Source organism: Pontixanthobacter sp. CEM42 (assembly GCF_017812015.1).
Lineage (GTDB): Bacteria > Pseudomonadota > Alphaproteobacteria > Sphingomonadales > Sphingomonadaceae > Pontixanthobacter.
This window is the reverse complement of record NZ_JADQTN010000001.1, coordinates 102,501-126,773: the sequence shown is the minus strand read 5'-3', so window position 1 is coordinate 126,773 and position 24,273 is coordinate 102,501. Positions and strand designations below refer to the sequence as shown.

General features: G+C 57.1%; 13 protein-coding genes, 1 tRNA gene and 2 rRNA genes (1 of these 16 cut by a window edge). 5 read left to right on the top strand and 11 right to left on the bottom strand.

Translation table 11 applies throughout. The features are described from left to right. Positions 1-11: 11 nt before the first annotated feature. Both rtcA and J9777_RS00525 read right to left on the bottom strand, forming a co-directional pair. Positions 12-1,031, bottom strand: coding sequence for an RNA 3'-terminal phosphate cyclase (rtcA, locus tag J9777_RS00530; protein ID WP_209346863.1), 1,020 nt, complete (start codon positions 1,029-1,031; stop codon positions 12-14). Between the two features lie 32 nt (positions 1,032-1,063). Beyond that, complete coding sequence (locus tag J9777_RS00525) at positions 1,064-2,287, bottom strand: RtcB family protein (RefSeq protein ID WP_209346862.1); 1,224 nt, start codon at positions 2,285-2,287, stop codon at positions 1,064-1,066. Positions 2,288-2,556: 269 nt separating this feature from the next. Here J9777_RS00525 and rtcR point away from each other — a divergent pair, with 269 nt between their 5' ends. Beyond that, positions 2,557-4,149 carry an RNA repair transcriptional activator RtcR gene (gene rtcR / locus J9777_RS00520; protein WP_209346861.1) on the top strand — a complete coding sequence of 531 codons (1,593 nt, stop codon included), beginning with the start codon at positions 2,557-2,559 and terminating at the stop codon, positions 4,147-4,149. Positions 4,150-4,231: 82 nt separating this feature from the next. Next, complete coding sequence (locus J9777_RS00515) at positions 4,232-7,438, top strand: amidohydrolase family protein (RefSeq protein WP_209346860.1); 3,207 nt, start codon at positions 4,232-4,234, stop codon at positions 7,436-7,438. 9 nt (positions 7,439-7,447) lie between these two features. On the opposite strand, the gene J9777_RS00510 is transcribed toward J9777_RS00515, so the two are convergent. Genes J9777_RS00510 through J9777_RS00495 form a run of 4 tightly spaced genes read right to left on the bottom strand, consistent with a single transcriptional unit; the run spans position 7,448 to position 13,687 of the window. After that, the gene (locus J9777_RS00510) at positions 7,448-8,437 is read right to left on the bottom strand and encodes a DUF2891 domain-containing protein (RefSeq protein ID WP_209346859.1); all 990 of its coding nucleotides are present in this window, start codon (positions 8,435-8,437) and stop codon (positions 7,448-7,450) included. Further along, entirely contained in the window at positions 8,428-9,390 is a 963-nt protein-coding gene (locus tag J9777_RS00505) for a DUF979 domain-containing protein (protein ID WP_209346858.1), read from the bottom strand. The genes J9777_RS00510 and J9777_RS00505 overlap by 10 nt, the downstream gene beginning before the upstream one ends. Beyond that, complete coding sequence (locus J9777_RS00500) at positions 9,387-10,085, bottom strand: DUF969 domain-containing protein (protein WP_209346857.1); 699 nt, start codon at positions 10,083-10,085, stop codon at positions 9,387-9,389. The genes J9777_RS00505 and J9777_RS00500 overlap by 4 nt, the downstream gene beginning before the upstream one ends. Continuing rightward, positions 10,082-13,687: a hydantoinase B/oxoprolinase family protein gene (locus J9777_RS00495; RefSeq protein ID WP_209348535.1), complete on the bottom strand. Its 3,606-nt coding sequence runs from the start codon at positions 13,685-13,687 to the stop codon at positions 10,082-10,084. The genes J9777_RS00500 and J9777_RS00495 overlap by 4 nt, the downstream gene beginning before the upstream one ends. Positions 13,688-13,792: 105 nt before the next feature. Between J9777_RS00495 and J9777_RS00490 the strand changes: the two genes are divergently transcribed. Both J9777_RS00490 and J9777_RS00485 read left to right on the top strand, forming a co-directional pair. After that, positions 13,793-14,884 (top strand): Gfo/Idh/MocA family oxidoreductase, encoded by a 1,092-nt coding sequence (locus J9777_RS00490; protein WP_348631897.1) that lies wholly within the window; start codon positions 13,793-13,795, stop codon positions 14,882-14,884. Further along, positions 14,877-15,800, top strand: coding sequence for a TauD/TfdA family dioxygenase (locus J9777_RS00485; protein ID WP_209346855.1), 924 nt, complete (start codon positions 14,877-14,879; stop codon positions 15,798-15,800). Before J9777_RS00490 ends, J9777_RS00485 begins: the two co-directional genes overlap by 8 nt. 6 nt (positions 15,801-15,806) lie before the next feature. Here the strand turns inward: J9777_RS00485 and J9777_RS00480 are convergent, their stop codons facing one another. Next, positions 15,807-17,519, bottom strand: a complete 1,713-nt coding sequence (locus tag J9777_RS00480; protein ID WP_209346854.1) for a solute:sodium symporter family transporter — start codon at positions 17,517-17,519, stop codon at positions 15,807-15,809. 135 nt (positions 17,520-17,654) lie between these two features. On the opposite strand from J9777_RS00480, the gene J9777_RS00475 reads away from it, so the two are divergent. After that, positions 17,655-19,532 (top strand): ABC-F family ATP-binding cassette domain-containing protein, encoded by a 1,878-nt coding sequence (locus J9777_RS00475; RefSeq protein ID WP_209346853.1) that lies wholly within the window; start codon positions 17,655-17,657, stop codon positions 19,530-19,532. On the opposite strand, the gene J9777_RS00470 is transcribed toward J9777_RS00475, so the two are convergent. From J9777_RS00470 to J9777_RS00455, 4 genes are all read right to left on the bottom strand, one after another. Further along, complete coding sequence (locus J9777_RS00470) at positions 19,529-22,741, bottom strand: cytochrome P450 (RefSeq protein WP_209346852.1); 3,213 nt, start codon at positions 22,739-22,741, stop codon at positions 19,529-19,531. The two genes, J9777_RS00475 and J9777_RS00470, sit on opposite strands and share 4 nt — an antisense overlap. 170 nt (positions 22,742-22,911) lie before the next feature. After that, positions 22,912-22,988, bottom strand: a tRNA-Met gene (locus tag J9777_RS00465). A 103-nt stretch (positions 22,989-23,091) separates the two neighbouring features. Then, a 5S ribosomal RNA gene (gene rrf / locus J9777_RS00460) occupies positions 23,092-23,206 on the bottom strand. Between the two features lie 128 nt (positions 23,207-23,334). Continuing rightward, positions 23,335-24,273: ribosomal RNA gene (locus tag J9777_RS00455) — 23S ribosomal RNA — on the bottom strand; it runs 1,852 nt beyond the window's last position.

Here is a 24,273-nt window from a genome sequence, read left to right as displayed (position 1 = left end):
CAGGGCCCGACTTAGCCCCCAACCTCGACCAGATGCGTTCCGTCATCAAGCTTTGAAAACCGCGTTGCTCGGCCGGTAAAGCGCTCGATAATATCGGCAGCGGTCAGCGTGTGCTGGCTGATCTTCACAGACGTAAACTTCCCGCCGCCCGCAATCGCGAACGGCAACAGCAGCTGGTCCTGTAGATACGGCCCGGCAAACGCTGTCGAGCCGATATAGCCGGCAATCCGCGCAGCTGTGCTCTTACCAATCCGTTCAGCCTTCACGCCGATCTTGCCGAAACCTGCAACCACTTCGGTCACATTCTCATATTCCGCTTCAAACAGGATAGCCATGCCCGGCCCTTCCGAGTCCGGTAGGTCGCGGTAGATGAAAGCGCCTTCACGCCAATCGGTGAGGGTTTTGCGTGATGCTTTGATCATCCGCTCAGCGATATCGAAGGGAATACCGGCAAATTTCATCATGCCTGACCGGCTGATCAGCTCGCCGCGATCCATACAATCAATCGCGCGTAATGGAGCGGGATCGATGTCGATCACGATCTTGCCACCACCGCGCGGGTAGAAGCCATGCCGCACAATCTTGGCGGATACGGTTGGCCCCATCCGATCGATAATCGGCAGGTAGCATTTCTCAAGGAAATCAAACGGAGGTGCCATCGCGGCATGCGTTCCGCCCTCAATCGTTACGCGTGAGGGACCATCTGCATAGATCAAAGGCATCAGAATCGTCTGTAAAACGAGACCGGTCGATCCTGCAGTACCAACCGCGAAACTATACTCGCCTGGCACGACTTTACCCGGCCGAAAAGTGATCTTGGATGATCTCATTTCCAGCCCATCGCAGTCTGACGTGCTGATCTGGCATGCAGCCTGGATCGAGGTAAGATGCTGGCGCATCAAACCCGGCTTCGCCCGCTTGCCGCGAATGTTGTCGATAGTGAAAGCCTCACCGGTAATCAGCGAAAGCGCGCAAGAGTTCCGCAGAACCTGCCCGCCGCCTTCGCCTTCTGAGCCATCGATAGTGATCATTCTATCTTCCTAGAAGATAGCGGCGTGAAGGGTTACCCCTTCACGCACACCACCTGTTTGAGCGTGTGGACGATTTCCACCAGATCGCTCTGTGCGGCCATCACCTTTTCGATTGGCTTGTAGGCCTTAGGCGTTTCATCGATCACACCGATATCCTTGCGGCATTCAACACCAGCAGTGTCAGCCACATGTTCTTCGAGCGAGACCTGCTTCTTCGCCTCGGTCCGCGACATAACGCGTCCCGCACCGTGGCTACAGCTATCGAAACTCTCGGCGTTACCAAGGCCGCGCACGATGAAGCTTTTGGCGCCCATCGAGCCGGGGATAATGCCGAGGGTGCCCTTCGCTGCCCGCACTGCGCCCTTGCGGGTCACCAGCACGTTTTCACCAAAGTGGTTTTCCCGCGTCACATAATTGTGATGGCAGTTTACCGCTTCACATTCAGCATCGAAAGGCTTGGCAATCTCCGCCCGCAGCGCGGCGATGACGTTAGTCATCATCGTCTGCCGGTTGAGCTTGGCAAAATCCTGCGCCCATTCGACCGCCTCGACATATTCGTCAAAATGGTCGGTCCCTTCCGGGAAATAGGCAAGGTCTTTGTCAGGCAGGTTGATATGCCATTTACGCATATCTTCCTTCGCCAGCTCGATAAAGAACCGCCCGATTGCGTTCCCGATACCGCGCGAGCCGGAGTGAAGCATCACCCAGACGCGTTGTTCGGTATCGAGGCACAGCTCTATAAAGTGGTTACCCGTCCCCAGCGTACCGAGATGGACCACCGTATTGGCGTTCTTCAGCTTTGGATATTTTGCCAAGATATAGCCGAACCGCTGGGCAAGCGTTGCCCAGGCATCGACTGTTGCAGGCGGCGGGTTACCCCAGCTACCTTTGTCACGCCGACCTCGGCCTGCAGACCGGCCATGCGGAACAGCCGCTTCGATGGCGGAACGAATACCCTCAAGATTGTCTGGCAGATCGCTCGCCATCAAAGAGGTCCGCGCGGCCATCATGCCGCAACCAATATCGACACCCACAGCCGCCGGAATCACCGCGCCTTTGGTCGGGATTACCGAACCAACGGTCGCGCCGATACCGACATGGACATCGGGCATGGCCGCAACATGCTTGAAGATAAACGGCATCTGGGCCGCCTTTGCGAGCTGACGCTTTGCACCGTCATCGACAGGAACGCCGCGCGTCCACATCTTGATCGGCGAACCGCCTTCATGCTGTTCAAATTCGTAAGTCTGTTCCATCGTAATAATCTCTCTATGCGCGCCTCCATCTTGGAGTTCCTTTGGGGTGGCTAGCCCATTCTAGCCACCCCGGTCCGCGCTGATGTCAGATGTTCGACAATCTGACAGGACAGGTAATGCAGAGGGCGTGCCAATTTTCCGATCAAGGTGCAAAAATCTTCTAACTTACTGTTTCTAGGTGTTATTTTTGTTAACGCCCGAAAATCGCCAATCTCACCGTGTGAAATTTATATATCGCTTGGTATCCTATTTTATACTATGGGATACATATGACGACGGTAATTAGCTTTCTCGGCTCCACGCTAGACGCCGCAAAATTCGGACCATCGCGCTGGAACAAGTGGCGTCCCTCGGTCAGCATTTGCATGCAAGACGATCTCAAGGTCGACCGCTTCATCATGCTGCACGGCACCTATCACCAGCGGCTTGCGGACTTTGTCGCGAAGGATATCGCTGATGTTTCGCCGGAGACCGAAGTGATCCAGCATGTACTGAACTTTGACGACGCTTGGGATTTTGAGGAGGTTTACGGAAAGCTGCTCGACTTCTCGCGCGATTTCGAGTTTGAACCGGGCCAAGAAGATTACCTAATCCATATCACAACGGGCACCCACGTCGCCCAGATTTGCCTCTTCCTGCTGACCGAAGCGCGCTACCTGCCGGGCAAGCTGCTGCAAACCCAGCCGCAGCGAGGGCAGCCGCAACCGATTGGCACATGGGCCGCGATTGATCTGGATTTGTCTCGCTATGACAGCATCGCGACGCGCTTCGCTGCTGATACGCAGGAAAGCACATCGTTCCTCAAAAGCGGGATCGAGACGCGCAACGCCGCCTTCAACACAATGATAGACGAGATAGAGCGCGTCGCAGTTCGAAGCCGCGCTCCTTTGCTGCTGATGGGCCCAACAGGTGCGGGCAAAAGCCAACTGGCACGGCGTATCTTTGAACTGAAAAAGATGCGTCATCAGGTCGAGGGTGACTATGTTGCGGTCAACTGCGCCACACTCAAAGGCGACGGCGCAATGTCCGCGCTGTTCGGTCATAAGAAGGGAGCATTTACCGGCGCGGTGCAGGATCGGGCCGGATTGCTCCGTAGCGCGGACAAAGGCGTGCTGTTTCTCGATGAGATTGGCGAGCTGGGACTCGACGAGCAGGCGATGATCCTGCGCGCTATCGAAGACGGCAAGTTCTTCCCTGTCGGGTCGGACAAGGAAGTGCAGAGCGACTTCCAATTGATGGCGGGGACGAACCGCATTTTGATGGACGCGGTCGCGCAAGGGACATTCCGCGAGGATTTGTTCGCGCGGCTCAACCTGTGGACGTTCGCTCTGCCCGGACTTGCAGACCGCAAAGAAGATATCGCACCCAATCTGGAATATGAACTGGAACGCTATGCCGAACGTGAGGGCCAACGCGCGACGTTCAACGCCGAGGCGCGCAAGACCTACCTCTCCTTCGCAACCAGCCCTGCCGCTCGCTGGTCAGGCAACTTTCGCGATCTCGCCGCGAGTATCACACGCATGGCGACGCTCAGCATAGCGGGCCGGATCGATGCGGGCGACGTACGGTCAGAAATCGCACGGCTGGAAATGCTGTGGTCAGGCAACGGCGCAGATAATGGCACAGATACGCTCGAACAGTTTCTCGGCGTAGACGCTGTAGCAACGCTCGACCCTTTTGATCGTGTGCAACTGACTGAGGTCATCCGCGTCTGCCACCGTAGCCGCTCCCTGTCCGAAGCGGGCCGCACGCTCTTTGCCGCATCGCGCGTAACGAAGAAGAGCTCCAACGATGCCGACCGGCTACGCAAATATCTGATGCGCTTCGATCTTAGCTGGGATGATCTGCAAGCCGCTGAATAGACCAGACGGGCGTAGGCCTGGGCCATGGACGCCGCCCATCCTGCGTCCTAGAACCCCGACATTAGTTTAGGGGACTGAATTCATGAAACATGCATCCATCACAGGCTTGACCTCGGTATTTGCCAGCTTGCTTTTCGCAACCTCGCTCCAGGCGAAAGACAAAGACGCTGACGAGAAGTGGGACGTCAACGCCCCTGCCGGCGCCAAGATCAAACAAGTCGATATCAATGTCGATGAAGGCAGCTGGATCGATGTCGATGTCAGCCCTGATGGTCAGCGCATCGCCTTTGCCTTGCTCGGCGATATTTACACCATGCCAATCAGCGGCGGCGAACCAACCCGCATCGCGGAAGGCCTTGCATGGGAAGTGCAGCCTCGCTGGTCCCCCGATGGGTCACAAATTGCCTTCACATCGGATCGCGGCGGCGGCGACAATATCTGGGTGATGGACGCAGATGGTAAGAACATGCGGCAGATCACCAAAGAAAGCTTCCGCCTGATGCATCAGCCGACATGGAGCCCTGACGGGCGTTTCATCGCGGGGAAGAAGCACTTCACAACCGGCCGTTCGCTCGGCACCGGTGAAGTATGGCTATATCATGTGACGGGCGGCGGCGGCGTCAAACTGGTCGAGCGCCCCAATGAAAGCCACCAGAAGGAATTGGGCGAACCGACCTACGCGCCCGATGGCAAATCGATCTATTACACACGCAACACCACACCGGGCGGGACTTTCATTTACGCGCAGGATTCCAACGCAGGCATCTTCGCGATCGAGAAATATGATCTTGAAACCGGTGAAATCACCACAGCGGTTGACGGCTATGGCGGCGCTGTGCGCCCTGCCCCGTCGCCAGATGGTACTAAGATTGCTTTCGTTCGCCGTGAGGAAGACAAGTCGCGGTTGTTCGTAAAGGACATTGCCTCAGGCGTCGAAACTAAGATCTACAATGATCTGGATAAGGACGTGCAGGAAACCTGGGCGGTCACTGGCGTTTATCCGAATATCGATTGGACGCCGGACTCGCAGTCCATTGTTTTCTGGGCTGGCGGCAAAATTCGCCGGGTTAATGCAGACGGTTCCGGTGCGGCAGTGATCCCCTTCACTATTTCCGACACACGCGGTGTCGCCGATGCGCCGCATCCGGAAATCGAGGTTGCGCCCGACACATTCACCACCAGCATTCCCAAATTCGCAAGCGTTTCGCCCGATGGCAGCCAGGTTGTGTTTGAAACGCTGGGCAAGCTGCATATCAAATCGACTAGCGGTGGCGCGCCTCGCCGTCTGACGGGCGATGGCAGCGGCGCTATCGAAGCATTCCCAAGCTGGTCCCGCGATGGCAGCAAAGTCGCATTCGTCCGTTGGACCGACCAAGGCCTTGGAGCAATTGTCAGCATCGACACCGCCGCTGGCACGGAGACCGCTGTCACCAGCGAGCCCGGCCACTACGGCAATCCGCGCTTCTCACCTGATGGCAGCACTATGGTCTATGAAAAACGCGGCGGCGGCTATCTGACTTCGCCCGATTATTCGGAAAATACGGGTGTCTACCGGATCGCGGCCAATGGCGGCGGAACTCCAATGATGGTCGCCCGCGGAAAGAGCGCTCCCCAATTCGGCGCAGCCCCTGATCGCCTATTTATGATGAGCGGTGGAGGAGGCGGGTTGCAGCTTGTCTCGACCGACCTTTCCGGCGAATCCGAACGCGTTCATGCGAAGGGCCAGTTGGTCAACGACTTCACCGTTTCGCCCGATGGCAAATTCCTCGCCTTCCGCCAGAATTATGAAGCTTTCGCGATGCCGCTAATGCCCGGCGGACAAATGGTTTCGGTCGGCTCGGGCGCGAATTCGCTTCCTGTGACGCGCGCCAGCAAGGGTGGTGCTGACTATATAGGTTGGTCGAATGGCGGATCGCAGCTCAATTGGAGCATAGGACCTACGCTCTATTCCGCATCGATCAACGAGCTGTTCCCGAACTCAGCCGATGACAAATTCACGCCTCCGAGCAAAGGCGTGTCGCTGGCGACAACGCAACGCGCAGCAAAACCGAACGGGACTGTTGTTCTGACCGGCGCAACCGTGTTGACGATGACCGGCGATGGCGCGGGCCGGATCGAAAACGGTACCGTCATAATCGAGGGCAACCGGATAACTTCGGTTGGTGCATCAGGCGATGTTGCCATTCCTGCGGGCGCGAAACAGATCGACATGACTGGCAAGATCATCATGCCCGGCCTGGTTGATGCGCACGCGCACGGCGCGCAAGGCACCGGCGATCTGGTGCCACAGCAGAACTGGACGCTGGTTCAAAATCTGGCGATGGGCACAACGACAATCCACGATCCATCATCATCAGCCAGCCAGATTTTTGCCGCAGCTGAACGGCAACGGGCCGGCACTTTGCTCGCTCCGCGAATCTTTTCGACCGGAGAGATTATCTACGGCGCAAAAGCACCAAGCGTGTATGCGGAAATCAACGACTATGACGATGCGCTGGCTCACGTCAGACGGATCAAGGCGCAGGGCGGTATCTCGGTCAAGAATTACAACCAGCCCCGCCGCGAGCAACGCCAGCAAGTCGCAATGGCCGGTGCGGCAGAGAATATGCTGGTTGTCGCTGAAGGCGGTTCGCTATTCGGTATGGACATGAACCTCATCGCGGATGGCAACTCGACGCTTGAGCACAACGTTCCGCTTGATGTCTTCTACGATGATGTTGTGCAGTTCTTTAGGCAGAGCCAGACCAATTACACGCCAACCATAACCGTTACCTATGGCGGCTTGGGCGGCGATCCATATTGGCGTCAGGCCCAAGACGTGTGGAAGAATCCACTTTTGGTTCACACGCCGCCCAAGCGCTTGCTCGCCGACAATGCGCGCCGCACCAAGGCCCCTGAATGGGCTTTCGTTGATGATGACAATGCGCGCGAAGCGAAGAAGCTCGCCGATGCTGGCGTGAAAGTCTCTATCGGTGCTCACGGCCAACAAGCCGGTATCGCCGCACATTGGGAAATGTGGAGCTTTGTCCGCGGCGGCATGAGTCCGACCGAGGCCTTGCGCGCTGGCACTATCGTCCCCGCAGAATCGCTCGGCATGGAGAAAGACATTGGCAGCATCGAAGAAGGCAAGCTGGCCGATCTGATCGTGCTGTCCGCGGATCCAACTGCCGATATCCAGAACAGCGACGATATCGAGCAAGTGATGCTCGGCGGCAGGCTCTATGACGCGAAAACGATGAACGAAGTCGAGACCGGCGACTCAAAACGCCTGCCGTATTGGTGGGAGTGAGTTAGCTCGTCACTTGGCGACGAGCAGAGCCAATAGCGCAAAACTCGCCAGCCAATGCTCGCCCATATAGTCGCCGCTAACATGCGCCATTGCGGCATTTAGATGTGCCTGCGCGGTTTGTTCGGTTAAGTCGCGATGTTTTGGCACAGCCTGCCCGATTTCGCGCCACGCCCATGCACGACTGAAGTTGAGGCCATCAAGATGCGCGACTTTGCCGTCACTGCGGTCGCTGACGGTTGCTGGCGTGAATAGGGTTGCGGGCTGGCCGTCTGACATCTCCGGCAGAAAGTTTGCGAACCATGTTGAGAAAGCGTTAGGTTCCAGCGACCGCTTCATCAGCAGCGCCTCGCTCAACGCCGAGGACAGAAATTCATCCCCACCCGGCTCCCACGCCTGACAGCCTCTATCTTCGGCAAACCAACGCTGCGCTGTTTCACGGATCGTATTCGCCAGCGGTGGATCAAACTTGTCCGCCCATTCGACCGCGAGCGTAAGCGCAAAGGATGAATTGAAATGGGTCCCTACGCGGATCGGATACGTCAAAATGCGGAGGTAACGTTCGAAGCGCTCGGCAAAAGCGCGGGCCAGTGGTTCCAACCGTACGCCCCATTGCTGATCGCCGTGTCGGACCGCTTCCAAGTGCAGGTATAGCAGCCACCCCCAGCCATAGGGACGCTCGAACCCAGCCGAACCCGGTCGGTCCAGATAGGCAAGTTCAGCGGCCAGCTTCTCTTCATTCAACGTGCCCTCGGCCAGCTCCGCAATCTGTGCCGCTTCGGGCATATCGGGATAGAGCCTCCGCAGAGTTAGCAACGTCCACCAGCCATGCACGCAGCTATGCCAATCAAAGCTGCCGAAGAACGCCGGGTGCAGGACACGTGGAGGAAGCACATCCTCATCACCGCTCATTACATGGTCGAGCTTATGAGGGTATTCCTGCGCCACATGGCCCAGTGCAATCCGTGCGAAATTACGCGCGATATCTTCCGTCAGTTCCATAGCAGAAACGCCCCGACATAGATGATCACGACGTTGCAGACCCATAGTGGAATCGCCGTTCCGATTTGTTGGCGGATCACGCCGTTCTGGTCTTTCAATTCAAGCAGTGCAGCGGGCACGATGTTAAAGTTCGCCGCCATCGGCGTCATCAATGTCCCGCAGAAACCGGCAAGCATCCCGACCGCACCGATTACTGCAGGATTGCCGCCATAATCCTCGACCAGCAGCGGAATGCCGATTGCCGCTGCCATAACCGGGAACGCCGCAAAAGCGTTGCCCATAATCATTGTGAACAGCGCCATACCGAGCGCGAAGATGATGACCGTCAGCAGAACGCTGCCTTCCGGGATAATCGAGCCCGCAATACCGCCGATAATATCGCCGACACCAGCCAATGCAAAGACCGCCCCAAGTGCAGCAAGCATCTGTGGCAAAATTGCCGCCCAACCAATCGAGTCGAGCAACCTGCGGCCTTCCTCTGCCGCTGCGAGAGCGGGTGGCTTGAGCCATATCATCGCCGCGACAAGCGCAAACAACACGCCGATGCCGAACAGGATCAACGTCTCGCGCCGTTCCTCGAACAGGCCGGTTTCACCAAACGGTGTGTAATTATACAGCAGCGTTCCTGCGACTGCCGTAATCGGGACGATCAGCGCGGGCACAAACAGTTTGTTGCCGAACAATTGCGAGAAGTTGAAGCGCTCTTCCAGCGATGTCGTTTCGGGGTTGCTTCGCCCCAACCCACCTATTCCGGCAATTCCAACCATGGCGAGGACCAACACGCCATTGCCGAAGTCGCTTAGGTGGCTGCCAAACAAGAAGCTTGCGGCCAGCAGCCCCCAGAATGCAGCATTGCCCCAACGCTTTGAATTCGATGTGTCGAGGACGCTCAGCAGCGACCATGCAAGGAAGAATAGGCCAGCGAGGATATAGAGCCATTCGTACGTAATCATTGGCCTGCCTCCTCTTTCGGGGCGGCGGACAATTGCCCCAGCCTCCGGTCAAAGGCGAGGATGCGGCCGCCATGTATGAAGAACGCGCAGATTGCTGTCGGGATCGCCCAGACCGACAATTGCAACGGTGTCAGCGGATATCCCGCACTTTCAAACACGCCCTGAATCAGCAGGATGGAGGCGATTGCGAAGAAAATATCCTCGCCAAAGAACAGCCCGACATTGTCGGTCGCGGCCGACATGGCTTTCACTTTCTCGCGTTCCTCATCGGGCAAGTCGCCATGCGATTTCTCGGCAGCAGCCTCGGCCATGGGGGAAACTAGCGGACGAACAGCCTGCGGATGCCCGCCAATATCTTTCATCCCGATAGCAGCGGTGATCTGACGGAAGCCGAGATAAACGACGAGCAGCTTGCCCATCGTTGCACCGTGCATACTCTCGATCAATCCGCGCGCGCGTTGTTGCAGTCCGTATCGCTCCAGCAAGCCGATCACGGGCAGGATGATCCACGTGACGCTAATATAGCGATTGTCATTGAACGCCTTGCCCAGCGACTCAATCACCGCAACGAAATCCAGTCCGCCAAGCAGTCCTGTCGCAATCGCGGCGACTACCACCACAAGCAGTGGATTGAAGCGGAGCGCAAACCCCACCACCACGATCAATATGCCGGCCAGCGGCCAATAATTGGTCATTCAATTTCCCCGTTTTCGTTTCCGAAACCGCCCCCTCCGGGCGTGTGAATTACAAATGCATCGCCAGGCTGCATTTCAACCGAAGCGGTCGCAGACAGGTCTTCGCGTGAACCGTCTGCACGCTCGACCCAGTTCAAGCCAGCAAGCGCATCACTGCCGCCCATGATACCCCGCGGCGCAATTTCGCGGCGATTGGCGAGCATATTGGCGCGCATCGGCTCAAGGAATGTCACACGCCGCTCAACGCCGTCTCCGCCATGATGCGCGCCCTTCCCGCTCGATCCTTGACGGATAGCAAAGCGGTCCAGCCGCACCGGCAATCGCGTTTCCAGTATTTCGGGATCGGTCAGGCGGCTATTCGTCATATGCGTTTGCACGGCGCTGGTCCCGTGATGGTCCGGTCCCGCGCCAGACCCACCTGCAATCGTCTCGTAATATTGGTGCTGTGCATTGCCGAATGTGAAATTGTTCATCGTGCCTTGGGACGGCGCGAGCTTACCCGTAGCCGCAAACAGGGCATCGGTGACGACTTGACTCGTCTCGACATTCCCCGCGACAACCGCCGCCGGAAAGGTCGGATTGAGCATCGATCCCTCTGGCACCACCAGTTCAATCGGGCGCAGGCACCCGTCATTCATCGGGATAACATCGTCGATCAGCGTGCGCACCACATACAACGCAGCAGCACGCGTGATCGAGCGCGGCGCGTTGAAATTGTTGTCCTGCTGCGCGCTGGTGCCGGTGAAATCAAAAACGGCGGATCGGTCTTCACGATTGATACGGATCGCGACCTGTATCTGCGCTCCATTGTCCATCGGATAGGTGAACGCACCATTTTCCAGCCGGTCGAGCAAGCGTCGCACGGACTCTTCCGCATTGGCGAGAACGTGGCGCATATAGGCTGCAAGCACATCCGCACCTTGATCCTTTGCCGCGCCAGCAAGCAATTCTGCACCGCGGGTGCAGGCAGCGATCTGCGCGCGTAGATCGGAAATGTTGCGGTCGGGATTACGCGCAGGCCAATCGCCCGATGCCAGTGCCGCGCGGATCTCCGCCTCGCAGAACCTGCCCTCATCAACCAAAAGCAAATTGTCGAGCAGCACGCCTTCTTCGCCGATAGTCTTGCTCTCGGGCGGCATCGAGCCGGGTGCGATCCCGCCAATGTCCGAATGGTGGCCGCGCGCCGCTACGAAGGCATCGGGTGCGGTGCTAGCATCGGAATAGAACACCGGAACGATTATCGTCACATCAGGCAGATGTGTGCCGCCGCGATAGGGATCGTTGAGGACGTACGCATCTCCACGCAAAATACCGCGTCCATCCTGTGGCGCTCCATCTACGCCAGCTCCGCGCGCCTCCAAAATCCGCCGGATCGAGTCGGCCATTGATCCCAAATGTACCGGAATATGCGGCGCGTTGGCGATCAACGATCCTTCCGCATCAAACAATGCGCAAGAGAAATCGAGCCGTTCCTTAATGTTCACCGAGGTCGCGGTGGATTGCAGGACAACGCCCATTTCCTCGGCAATCGCCATGAACAGATTGTTGAATATCTCCAGTCGCACAGGGTCAACATCGGTCCCGTCAGCGCGCTGGCGTTCGAGCGCGGTGTGGCGCGTCAGCACGAGGCTGAAATCGTTCTGGAGTGAAGCCTGCCAGCCGGGTTCGACAACAATGGTTGAGCCAGGATCAATAACCAATGCCGGTCCTTGGACGGGTTCGCCCTGAACCAACTGGTTACGGTCGGACGCGGGCCAAGCGCCTTCAGATGCTAAATGCGCTGCTTCGGGCTGATAGGCAGCGTCGGCCAATCCGCCCGCTGCTCCGCTGGCCTCGACACTCAACCCCTCAACTATGATCTGTCCCTCGGCTTCGGAATATCCAAAACGGCGGCGATGTTCGCTTTGGAAGGCAGTAGCCATTGCCTCAGTATCGGCGAGATCGAGCGTCAGCGTGCTGTCGCTGCCAGCGAAGCGAAGCTTTGCGCGGCGAGTGAGCGTAACTTGAGCATTGCTCAAACCTTGCGCCCGCATCACATCAAGCACTGCACCTTCAAGCTGGCTCAACTCCGCATCAATCGCTTCACCCAGCGGTCTGACAATACTCGTCTCACGTATCGCTTTGACCGGCGCGAGACCAATCCCGTAGGCAGACAGCATTCCGGCCAGCGGGTGCACCAGCACCGTTTCAATGCCCAATTCGTCAGCAACTTTACAGGCATGCTGCCCGCCTGCGCCTCCAAAACACGCCAGCGCATAGCGGGTCACATCATAGCCCCGCGCCACGCTGATCTTGCGGATTGCATTGGCCATATTATCGACCGCAATCGCTAGGAAGCCTTCAGCAATATCCTTCAGCGGCATAGATCGGGGCAAAGATTCGGCGACTTCTTCCAACCGCATGCAAGACGCGGCCGGATCGAGCGGCTCGTCGCCATTGGCCCCAAAGACTGACGGGAATAATGCCGGATCAATCCGCTCGAGGAACAGATTGCAATCGGTCACCGTCAACGGGCCACCTTTGCGGTAGCAAGCTGGTCCCGGGTTGGCCCCGGCACTCTCAGGTCCAACCCGGAACCGCGTGCCATCAAAGCGGCAAATTGAACCGCCGCCTGCAGCGACGGTATTTATCTGCATCATCGGCGCAGCAACGCGGACACCAGCCACGACGCTGTCGCCCGTCAACTCATACTCGCCCGCATAATGCGCGACATCGGTCGAGGTGCCACCCATATCGAAACCAATCAAACGAGTGTGACCGAGCGGCTCCGACGCCGCGACCATGCCGACAACCCCGCCAGCAGGTCCGGACAGAATTGCATCCTTGCCACGAAACGCGCGCGCCTCAGCCAAACCGCCATTGGACTGCATAAACCGCAGCTGCTTAGTTCCGGGCAACCGTTCCGCCACCTGGTCGACGTAGCGCCCCAGAACTGGCGACAGATACGCGTCGACCACCGTCGTATCGCCGCGCGGAACCAGCTTGATCAATGGGGAGACCTCGTGACTGACGCTAATCTGAGCGAAGCCCAATTTCCGCGCAATTTCCGCCAGCCGCGCTTCGTGCGCCTGATATTTCCAGCCATGCATCAACACGATTGCCAATGCCGAGATGCCTTGCACGCGGATATCGGCCAGCGCTGTGCGAGCCGCATCTTCATCCAAAGCTGTCAGCACTTCACCATCCACGCCGACGCGCTCGTCGATCTCGACAACATCAAGCGCCAATTGTGATGGCAGAACGATATGCCGCGCGAAAATCTCCGGCCGCGCCTGTGTGCCTATCCTCAGGGCATCGCCGAACCCTGCCGTAATTGCCAGTGCAACGCGTTCGCCTTTGCGTTCAAGCAAAGCGTTAGTCGCGACTGTAGTTCCGATGCGGACTTCGCGAATGGCTCCCGCACCATGCTGCGCCATCAGGCGGGTGACTGCCTCGCTTGCTGCGTCGTCATAGTGTTCGGGATTTTCAGACAGCAGTTTATCGGTGACGATCCGACCATCAGGTGTAGTGGCCACGACATCGGTGAAGGTGCCGCCGCGATCAATCGCGATGCGCCACTCGTCTGAAACCGGTGGTGCAGTTGATGTCTGTCCCTCGTCCATCGCGCGACTATAGGCATGGCCGGATACGCGACAAGCACTCATGCCCAAACCCGGCCTTGTAATCCCCTGCTTGTATTTGGGGCCTGCCAGCAACATAGGGACAGCGTGGATACAAAACGAACATACGCGATCATCGGCTGCGGAATGATGGGCCGCGAGCATATGCAGAATATTGCGCTGGTCGATGATGCTGAACTGATTGCGATTGTTGATCCTGATCTCGGTTCGCGAGAAGAAGCGGAAGCACTTGGCAAGACGCTGGGGCAAGAATTCCAGCTGTTTGAAAACGCCGATGCGATGTTTGCTGATATGAAGCCCGATGCGGTTATCGTTGCCTCACCCAATTTCACCCATTTCGAAGTCGCAAGGCGCGCAATGGCGCATGATGTCGCGATCCTGCTGGAAAAGCCCTTCTGCACCGACACGGATGACGCGGCGGAACTGGAGCAGATGGCCGGCGACTATCCGCATGTCTTCTGGGTCGGCATGGAATATCGCTATATGCCGCCGATCACGCGCTTTATCGATCGTGTGCAGGCTGGTGAAACCGGGGCCGCAAAGATGCTTTACATTCGCGAACACCGCTTTCCGTTTCTGGCGAAGGTCGGCGACTGGAACCGCTTTAATCGGAATACCGGCGGAACTTTGGTGGAGAAATGCTGCCATTTCTTCGATCTGATGCGGCATACTTTGCAGGATGAACCCGTACGTATTTTTGCCAGCGGCGGACAGGATGTGAACCATCTGGACGAAAGCTATGATGGCAAAGTGCCCGACATTCTCGACAATGCCTATGTCGTGATTGATTTCGCCAAAGGCACACGCGCAGTCCTAGACCTTTGTATGTTTGCCGAAGGTGCCGAGCAGCAGGAAGAGATTTACGCGCTAGGCCCAATTGGCCGGCTGGATGTCGCGATACCTGCCGCAACAGTGACTTGGTCACCCCGCGACAAAAGCGGCGTGGTGACCGAAGATGTTGCGACCCCTTCAGATGCTTTGGCTGCGGGCGATCACCATGGCGCGACCTATTTTCAATTGCGCGATTTTCATGCGGCGTTAGCGGGCGAAACTCAGCCCAAAGTTAGCGCCATCGATGGCCTACGCGCGGTCCAGATGGGCGCAGCGGCCCAGCAATCGATAGCAACCGGGCTGCCGGTACAGCTCGATTTCAAAAGTGGTGGAGTCGGAAATGGCTGATAGTCCGGTGGATGGATTCCCCTACATCGTCGCAGGTGATGGCGATCTTGCGGCCTATCTTGCTTCGCACAAGCCGGTCGTGGAAACGCAATTGGCGGCAAGCGGCGCGGTTCTCTTTCGCGGGTTCGACGTGCCGACGGTCAGCGAGTTTGATGCTGCAATTGAGGCCTATGACGAGCCGAATTTTCCGTACAAGGAGTCGCTGTCCAACGCAGTTCGCGTCAATCTGACAGAGCGGGTCTTTACCGCCAACGAGGCACCACCGACCACAAGCATCCACTTGCATCACGAGATGGCACAAACGCCGATCTATCCGAGCAAGCTGTTCTTTTATTGCGAGATTGCACCTGATGCCGGCGGGGCAACACCCCTGTGCCGGTCTGACATATTGCTGACCGAGCTGGCCAAAGCCGAACCCGGTCTAGTCAACGCGTTCGAGATGCTTGGTGTAAAATATACCAACGTTATGCCGGGTGCAGATGATGCTGGGTCGGGTCAGGGCCGCAGTTGGCGCAGCACGCTGGGTGTAGAGGAACGCTCATTGGCGGAAGAACGCCTGCGCGCACTCGGCTATAGCTGGACGTGGGATGCGGATGACAGCTTACGCGCGACTACGCCTGTGCTTCCCGCAGTGCGCACGCTGGGCGGCGGGCGGAAGTCGTTTTTCAACCAGCTGATTGCGGCGTTTCGCGGGTGGTCGGACAGTCGCAACGATCCGTCCAAATCTGTGACTTTCGGTGATGGTACGCCGATCACTGGTATAGATATGGACACGGCAATCGAACTGTCCGACGCGCTCAGCTATGACCATCAATGGCAGGCCGGCGATGTGGTGCTGGTTGACAATTTCACTGTCATGCATGGCCGCAAGCCATTTGAAGGCAAGCGCAAAGTCCTCGCGTCACTGATCCAATAGCGGGGCTTATCCAGTAGCGCGCGTTTCCCGCGCCGACACTACCCACGCCACGACATTTACAAGCGCTAACAAGCCAAACAGAACCGGGAGGATGGCACTCGCACCGGTTCCGCTGGCAAGGCCAAGCGGCGAAAACAGAAGATACAATCCGACGACGCAGGAAAACAGCGTGAACGCCATCGGTCGGGCAAAGCGCCACGGTGCCATATCGACCTTCTGCTGGACTGGCGGGACATAGGCTTGCTCGCGCGGCTTGAGATAGCCGGTCACCAGCATAATGCCGATCTCGATCACAAATAGCACCGCATAGACATGGATGAAGTGGAGCGTGATCTCTTCGCTGAACACAAAACGATACAGCGCATAGGCTGTGACGTGAAACACAATCACGATCTTCGCGCCGAGCGCCGGTACCCGCCTTGTGAACAGGCCGATGATCACGATGACCACGGTCGGGATGTTATAGAAGCCAGTGAACACTCGGACGACTTGCCACAAGCCCTCCTCTGCAAAATACAGCATCGGCGCGACGCCGAAGGAGAAGATCGCGATGATGACGCTGGTGATTTTGGCGACCTTGACCAATTGGCCATCTGAAATCGAGCCGCCGCGCGCTGGCGCGTAAATATCGAGCGTAAATAGTGTTGCAGCACTGTTAAGCAGCGAGTTGAAGGAACTGAATACCGCGCCAAGCAACACCGCGAGGAAGAAGCCGGTCAAATAGGCGGGCAGCACATCATTGATCAGCCGCGGATAGGCCTCGTCAATTGTTCCCAGCCCCGGCCCATACAGATGAAACGCGATCACGCCGGGAATCATCATCATGAAAGGCACGAGGATCTTGAAGAAGCCCGATGCAAGAACGCCCTTCTGCCCTTCCGCCAACGAACGCGCACCCAGCGTCCGCTGGATCACATATTGGTTGGTGCACCAGTAAAACAGATTGGCGAAGATCATGCCCGTGAAGATCGTTCCGAAAGGCGTTGGGTCGTCCGCGCTACCTATGGCGTTCAGTTTCTCTGGATGATCCGACACAAGACGGTTGAAACCGTCGGCGAAATCTCCGCTTCCAAGCATCATCACGCCGAGGATCGGCACGAGAAAGCCTACAAACAACAGGCCAATTCCGTTCAGAGTGTCAGACACGGCAACGGCTTTCAGCCCGCCCAGAACCGCATAAGCAGCGCCGATCAGTCCAATTGTGACCACCGTCAGCGCTAGCGACGGAAAGTACTCCAACCCCGTCAAATCAGGCACGTTGAAGAACGCCATCACCGCTATTGAACCAGAATAGAGAACCGACGGAATGGTAATCAGCCCGTAACCGAGCATAAACAGCACCACCGACATCCGGCGCACCACCGGATCGAAGCGGTCGTTGAGAAACTCGGGCAATGTGGTGAACGCGCCCGCAAGGTATCGCGGCAGGAACAGGAACGCCATCGCGATGGTCGCCACCGCGGCTGTCACTTCCCACGCCATGCTCGACAGATTGTGTCCATAGGCCGAACCATTCAGGCCAATTAGCTGTTCGGCCGACAGGTTCGTGAGCAACAGCGAGCCAGCGATAAACGCTGCACCCAGCCCGCGTCCCGCAAGGAAATAGCCATCTTTGGTCTCGGTTGTGCCGCGCGTTTTTAGCCAGCTGATCCAAGCGACCAGCGCCATCACTGCAACACAAGTCAGCAAGGTGAAAAGCAAGGAACTCTGTCCAGTCATGTGATCGTGAAACGCACCTACGCCCCGCCCCGTCCGTTACCCATGTGCCGCACCTTTTAGGGCGGTGTCAGCAATTCGCAAATGCGTTCAACTCATCGGTTGGGATTTGCGCGCGAGGCTGTTAGGCGGCGCGCCATGCTCGGGATCAACGGAATCACTGTGCGGCTTGGTGGCCGGACCATTATTGACCGCGCGACTGCGGCGATCCCGCCTGGCGGACGGGTGGGTCTGATCGGCCGTAATGGTGCGGGCAAATCAACGCTGATGAAAGCCATCATCGGCGATATCGACCCCGACGAAGGCAGCATTGATATGCCGCGCCGGACTCGCTTGGGATACATCGCGCAGGAAGCACCAAGCGGTGATGCGACGCCTCTGGAAAGTGTCCTTGCAGCCGATACTGAGCGGATGGAGTTGCTCGCAGAATCCGAAACATGCGAGGATCCGGACAGGCTTGGCGATGTGCATGAGCGGCTGCTGGCGATTGATGCCTACACCGCTGAATCGCGGGCCGCGCGCATCCTGATCGGCCTCGGTTTTGACGAAGCGATGCAAGCGCAGAACATTGATAGCTTTTCCGGCGGGTGGAAAATGCGTGTGGCGCTGGCCGCATTGCTATTCACCCAGCCCGATGTGTTGCTGCTGGATGAGCCGTCCAACCACCTTGATCTGGAAGCAACGCTGTGGCTGGAGAACTTTCTCAAAGCCTATCCGGCGACAGTTCTGGTGATCAGTCACGAACGCGATCTTCTGAACAATGTGGTCGACAATATCCTCCACCTGCAGGGCGGTAAACTAACTCTGTATCCCGGCGGCTATGACAGTTTTGAACGCCAACGCGCGGAACGTGCCGCACAGCTAGAGGCGGCGAAGGCATCGCAAGATGCCCAGCGCGCGCGCTTGCAAGACTACGTCAACCGCAACAGCGCTCGGGCCTCTACGGCGAAGCAAGCACAATCACGCGCCAAGATGCTGGCGAAGATGCAGCCGATTGCCGCATTGATGGAAGACCCGTCGCTCAGTTTTGATTTCCCGCAACCAAATGAACTCAAACCGCCATTGATCACTCTCGATCTGGCGGCGGTCGGTTATCAAGAGGACACGCCGATCCTCCAGCGCCTGAACTTGCGGATTGATCCTGATGAACGGATTGCTCTGCTCGGGCGCAACGGTAACGGCAAAACCACGCTCGCACGTTTGCTGGCTGCGCAACTCGCCCCGATGGAAGGCGAGATCAATGTCTCGGGCAAAATGCAGGTGGGGTACTTCACCCAATATCAGGTCGAGGAACTGGCCAGCGATTCCACCCCGCTGGAACATATGACCCGCGTCATGAAAGACGCAAAGCCCGGAGCAATCCGCGCGCAATTGGGGCGTTTTGGCTTTTCCGGTGATCGCGCGACCCAGCTTGTCACCAAGCTGTCTGGCGGCGAACGCGCGCGTCTGGCGCTGGCGCTCATCACTCGGCATGCGCCGCATCTGCTGATTTTAGATGAGCCGACCAACCACCTTGATGTCGATGCGCGTGAGGCGCTGGTACAGGCGCTGCATGCTTATGATGGCGCAGTGATCCTGATCAGTCATGACCGCCATATGGTCGAACTGACTGCTGATCGGCTTGTGCTGGTCGATGGTGGCCGCGCAGTCGATTATGACGGCAGCATGGAGGACTATATCGACTTCGTGCTCGGCAAAAATCAACCGCGCGATGAAACGAAAAGCTCTGGAAAGTCCAAGGACTCAAAGAAAGACCGCAAAGCCGCCGCCAAAGAACGCGCACTGGCCCGCGAGGCGAAGAACAAGCTCACCGCTTGCGAGAAAGACATCGCCAAGCTGGAAGCTCAATGCAAAATCATCGATCAAGCAATGTTCGAACCGGATGATGCCAGCGAAGCGGTTGCCAATTTATCGATGAGCGAACTCTCCCACCGGCGTGGGCTGCTAAGCAAGCAAATCGAAGAGAAAGAGGCCGAGTGGCTGGAACTCAGTGAGAAAGTGGAAGCGGCAAGCTAGCCCACCCACACGTCCAGCACGTAGCGCTCTTTCTCGATCATGCTCTCGATCCAACGGGACGCGTCATCTTCCGATGCCCCGGCCTTTTCGGCATAGATCGCTTTCAACGCATCGCGCACATCGGGCTCCATTCGCGCACCGTCACCACAAATGTAGATACGCGCGCTCTCATTTATCAGCGCCCATACACGATCCGCTTCACGCTTGATCAGATCCTGCACATAGCTGCGCGAGCCATCATGGCGTGAAAACGCAGCGTGAATTTCTGCCACATTACGTTTTCCAAAATCCGCCAACTCATCGCGATAGAGATAGTCATAATCGGGATGCCGGCAGCCGAAGAATAGCAACGCGTCACCCAGTTTCGCGCCCTCTTTCTGCAGATGGTCCCGTTGTTGCAAGAAGCCACGAAACGGCGCGATACCGGTGCCGGGGCCGACCATAATAATGGGCTGGGAAGGATCATCGGGAAGGCGGAAATCCGATGTCGGCTTTTTGACAACTGCTTGAAAACGGTCACCCGGTGCTAGGCCCGCAAGATAGGTTGAGCAGGTTCCCTTGAATTCGCCCTTGCCAGACAAAGCCGGTCCGCGGGTAACGCCAACAGTGATCGAACAGGTGCCGGGCTTATGTGCCGGCGCGGAGGAGATCGAATAATAGCGCGGGCTCAAAAACGGAATAAGCTCAAGGAACACCGCCAGCGGTAAATCGCAGGCTGGATAATCTTCGAGAATGTCGAGGACGGATTTGCGCTTCTCGAGCACTTCGCTGGTGTAGGCGTCGGTCCCATCGTCTGCCGCTGGTTGCGCCAACGCCTCTAGCGCAGAGCGAGAATTCGGGCATTCGGAATAGCGCGCCAACATCGCGATGTCGCGGCGGGTGGCAACCGACTGTAGCTCACCCGCAGTTTGCGCCAGATTATAGACCGAGAAAGTGCTGCCGCTCGGGAACGGCCCACGCATTTCGCTGCGCGACTCAATTCTCACATAAGTATCGCGATCAAGCCGGAAGCGTTTCAACAACCGCTCGACGACTGCATCGTCGTTGAGCGGCACTACGCAGAGATGATCGCCGGGTTGATAGGCCATCCCCTTTGGCAGTTTGACTTCGATATGCCGTGTGGAGCGTCCCTCGCCTTGGCTGGTATCTTTGAGCTCGGTGTTGCTGAGCACCTCGACCTCCCGCGCACCCAAACGTCCGGCAACAGTGTTGGCGGTAATGCTTTCGGTCACTTCAACAGAATACAGCGGCTCTGCCGCCGCATCGCTACCACCGAGCAGATCAAGGCCGAATTCATCACCCAGTTGCGGCATCAGTTCGTCGAGCCAATCATGGAACTGTGTATCGACATCGCCGCGCGCATCGAGTTCTTCCGTCTCGACAATCCGTTCCGCGCCGAGCGCTTCCAGCGCCGCATCAATCTTGCGCGGCACGTCTTGGAACGTCGCGGCCCAATCGCTGTTTCCACATCCTAACATCAGGTAGGACACGCCACCGAGCATAGTTTGCTCTGGCGTCGTTTCCTCAAGCCAATCAACGAACTTAGCGGCATTGTCCGGCGGCATCCCGTTATAGGATGAGCAGGCTATGGCGACAGCGCCTTGGCTTGGCAGCTTACCTGCAAAATCGTCCAGCTCCGCCAGCGTAACGTCGAAGCCGCTAAATTCTGCCTTTTGCGCCAGTTCGCGCGCAAAGCTCTCACTCGATCCCAGGTTCGATCCATAGAGCACCAACAGAGGCGTACCGTGACTAGGCACCGGCGCCGCTGTCCCGGAATCAGCGACAGTGTCCTTGACCGATGCGGTACCGCCCCGCTCGACATCCTCGCGCAACCGCGCCTTGATGAAGAATTCGTCCGGTTTGATGGACAGCGTTTCTTTGATGTCGAGCTGATAATCAGTGTGATCAAACAGATCGAACCGCTGCAGGATCATACCCAAAACAAGAATAGACTCCTGGATCGCAAACTGCCGCCCGATACAGGCACGCTGGCCATTGCCGAAAGGCTTGTACGCCGCAGGATCGCGGGCTGCCTCTGCCTCGGGTGTAAAATGGTCGGGGTTAAACTGTTCCGGATTATCGCCCCAAACCGCAGTATCACGGTGGAGTGAGGGGATCAGAACAGTCGTAAATGTACCTTTGGGAATGGAGTATTTCCCACCGATAACCTCGTCTTCATACGGAGCCAGCCCGAGCGCTGGCGCCGTGGGCCACAACCGCAGCGCTTCGGACAGAATGGCGCGAATATAGGGTAGTCTGCCAATCTCTGACAATGTGGGTGCGCGGTCGATATTACGGCCCAGCACTTCGTCGACCTCGGCATAGGCACGCTTCAAGACATCGCGGTTCTTGAGCAGATAATAGATAGTGAAGGACAGCAGGCCAGACGTCGTTTCATGCCCCGCAATCAGGAATGTATTGATCTGATAGCGGATATTTTCATCCGAAAGCCGTTCACCGGTGACCGCGTCACGCCCCTTCAGCATAAAATCGAGCAGATCCTCCGGACCATCGCCGCCCTGACTGCGGCGCTCGCGAATAATCTCGTCGACCAGATTGTTCATATAGGCCGCGTCACGGTGAAGCTGCTTGATCTGGTCGCCCTTGAACAGCTTCTCACCCGGGATACCGCGCATGTTCAGCGTTGTGCCTAGCGTGCGATTGAGCCCCTCGATGAAGGGATGGAAATCTTCGCGGTAGAAAGAATTGAACCGATATCCGAAGCCGCACACGCCGATCGTATCGAGAGTCAGGCGGATCATGTCCTTGGGTACATCGATCACATCGTCAGAATTTGCCCTCTCCCACTTCAGCATCAACTGATTGGCGATATCGGTCATCATCGGCAGATAACCACCCATCGCCTTCTGGCTGAAAGATGGCAGCAGGATGTTGTGTGCCTTCGCCCAATTGGGATTGTCTGTGTCGCCAGTAAACAACCCGTCACCAGCGATCAAACGCAGTCGCTTCAATGGCCCGCGCACAGTCTTGTCGAAGCGCTTCTCGTCGCATACCTCGCCGACCAGCTCCGCGCTCGACACCATAATCAAAGGCGTGCCCATCATATCGAGTTTGAAAATTGGGCCATGTTCTTCGGCCAATTCCATCAATGACTGGATCATGCGCTTTGCATCGACGGTCATCGCATTGCCAATAAGCGGCTTTGTCGGCGGTTGAGGAATTTCGGCAAAGGTTGTGTGTGACGCCATAGCGCTACCTTTTGGCAGACAAACTGATCGCCGCAAAGAGGCTCGCGGCTCGACACCAAACGACGTCGCCTGCAGAGCTCAACCCGCCGCCGCCAGAAACAACAAAAGCCCCCCTGGAACCAGTGAGGCTGAACGATATGGGTCTTTAATAAGTGCCAGAGTTTTGGTGGTGGTTGCGGGAGTTGGATTTGAACCAACGACCTTCAGGTTATGAGCCTGACGAGCTACCGGACTGCTCCATCCCGCGTCACCGTTTCATAGCGTTAGAAACGCCAAAAGGGCTGCCCTTGTGGGGTCAGCCCTTTGACTAATGAATGGGTTTTTTACCGCGCATACTCACCAGCTATAATGCCTGGCAACGACCTACTCTTCCAACGCTTAAGCGTTAGTACCATCGGCGCTATTTGGTTTCACGGCCGAGTTCGAGATGGGATCGGGTGGGTCACAAATGCTATGGTCACCAAGCAATAAAGCCAGTGAGTGTGCGGGTTAATCGATGCGATACGTTTATATTAGGCGTCAATGATCTGGCTGTGATGTCTTCCGACACCAACAAACATTCCTTTTCAGGCCTGTCGTTGATGGTGGGATTCATCAAGCATGATCAGAGTTATTAGGACTGGTTAGCTACACGCGTTACCGCGCTTCCACACCCAGCCTATCAACGTAGTGGTCTACTACGACTCGAAGATACCTTATCTCAAGGGAGGCTTCCCGCTTAGATGCTTTCAGCGGTTATCCCGTCCATACATAGCTACCCAGCGGCACTCCTGGCGGAATGACTGGTACACCAGAGGTATGTTCACCCCGGTCCTCTCGTACTAGGGGCAACTCCTTTCAAGTATCGACGCCCACGGCAGATAGGGACCAAACTGTCTCGCGACGTTCTGAACCCAGCTCACGTACCACTTTAATTGGCGAACAGCCAAACCCTTGGGACCTGCTCCAGCCCCAGGATGTGATGAGCCGACATCGAGGTGCCAAACACTGCCGTCGATATGAGCTCTTGGGCAGTATCAGCCTGTTATCCCCGGCGTACCTTTTATCCGTTGAGCGATGGCCCTTCCACGAGGGACCACCGGATCACTATGACCGACTTTCGTCTCTGCTCGACTCGTCAGTCTCGCAGTCAGGCATGCTTATGCCATTGCACTCTCGCAGACGGTTTCCAACCGTCCTGAGCATACCATCGCGCGCCTCCGTTACTCTTTAGGAGGCGACCGCCCCAGTCAAACTACCCGCCATAGAGGGTCCCTGATCCGGATAACGGATCTAGGTTAGATATCAGAAAACAACAGGGTGGTATTTCACAGGTTGGCTCCACTTGGACTGGCGCCCAAGTTTCAAAGCCTCCCACCTATTCTACACAGTTCTTTCCTAATACCACTCTAAAGCTGCAGTAAAGGTGCACGGGGTCTTTCCGTCTAACCGCGGGTACTCCGCATCTTCACGGAGAATTCAATTTCGCTGAGCATATCCTGGAGACAGTGGGGAAGTCGTTACGCCATTCGTGCAGGTCGGAACTTACCCGA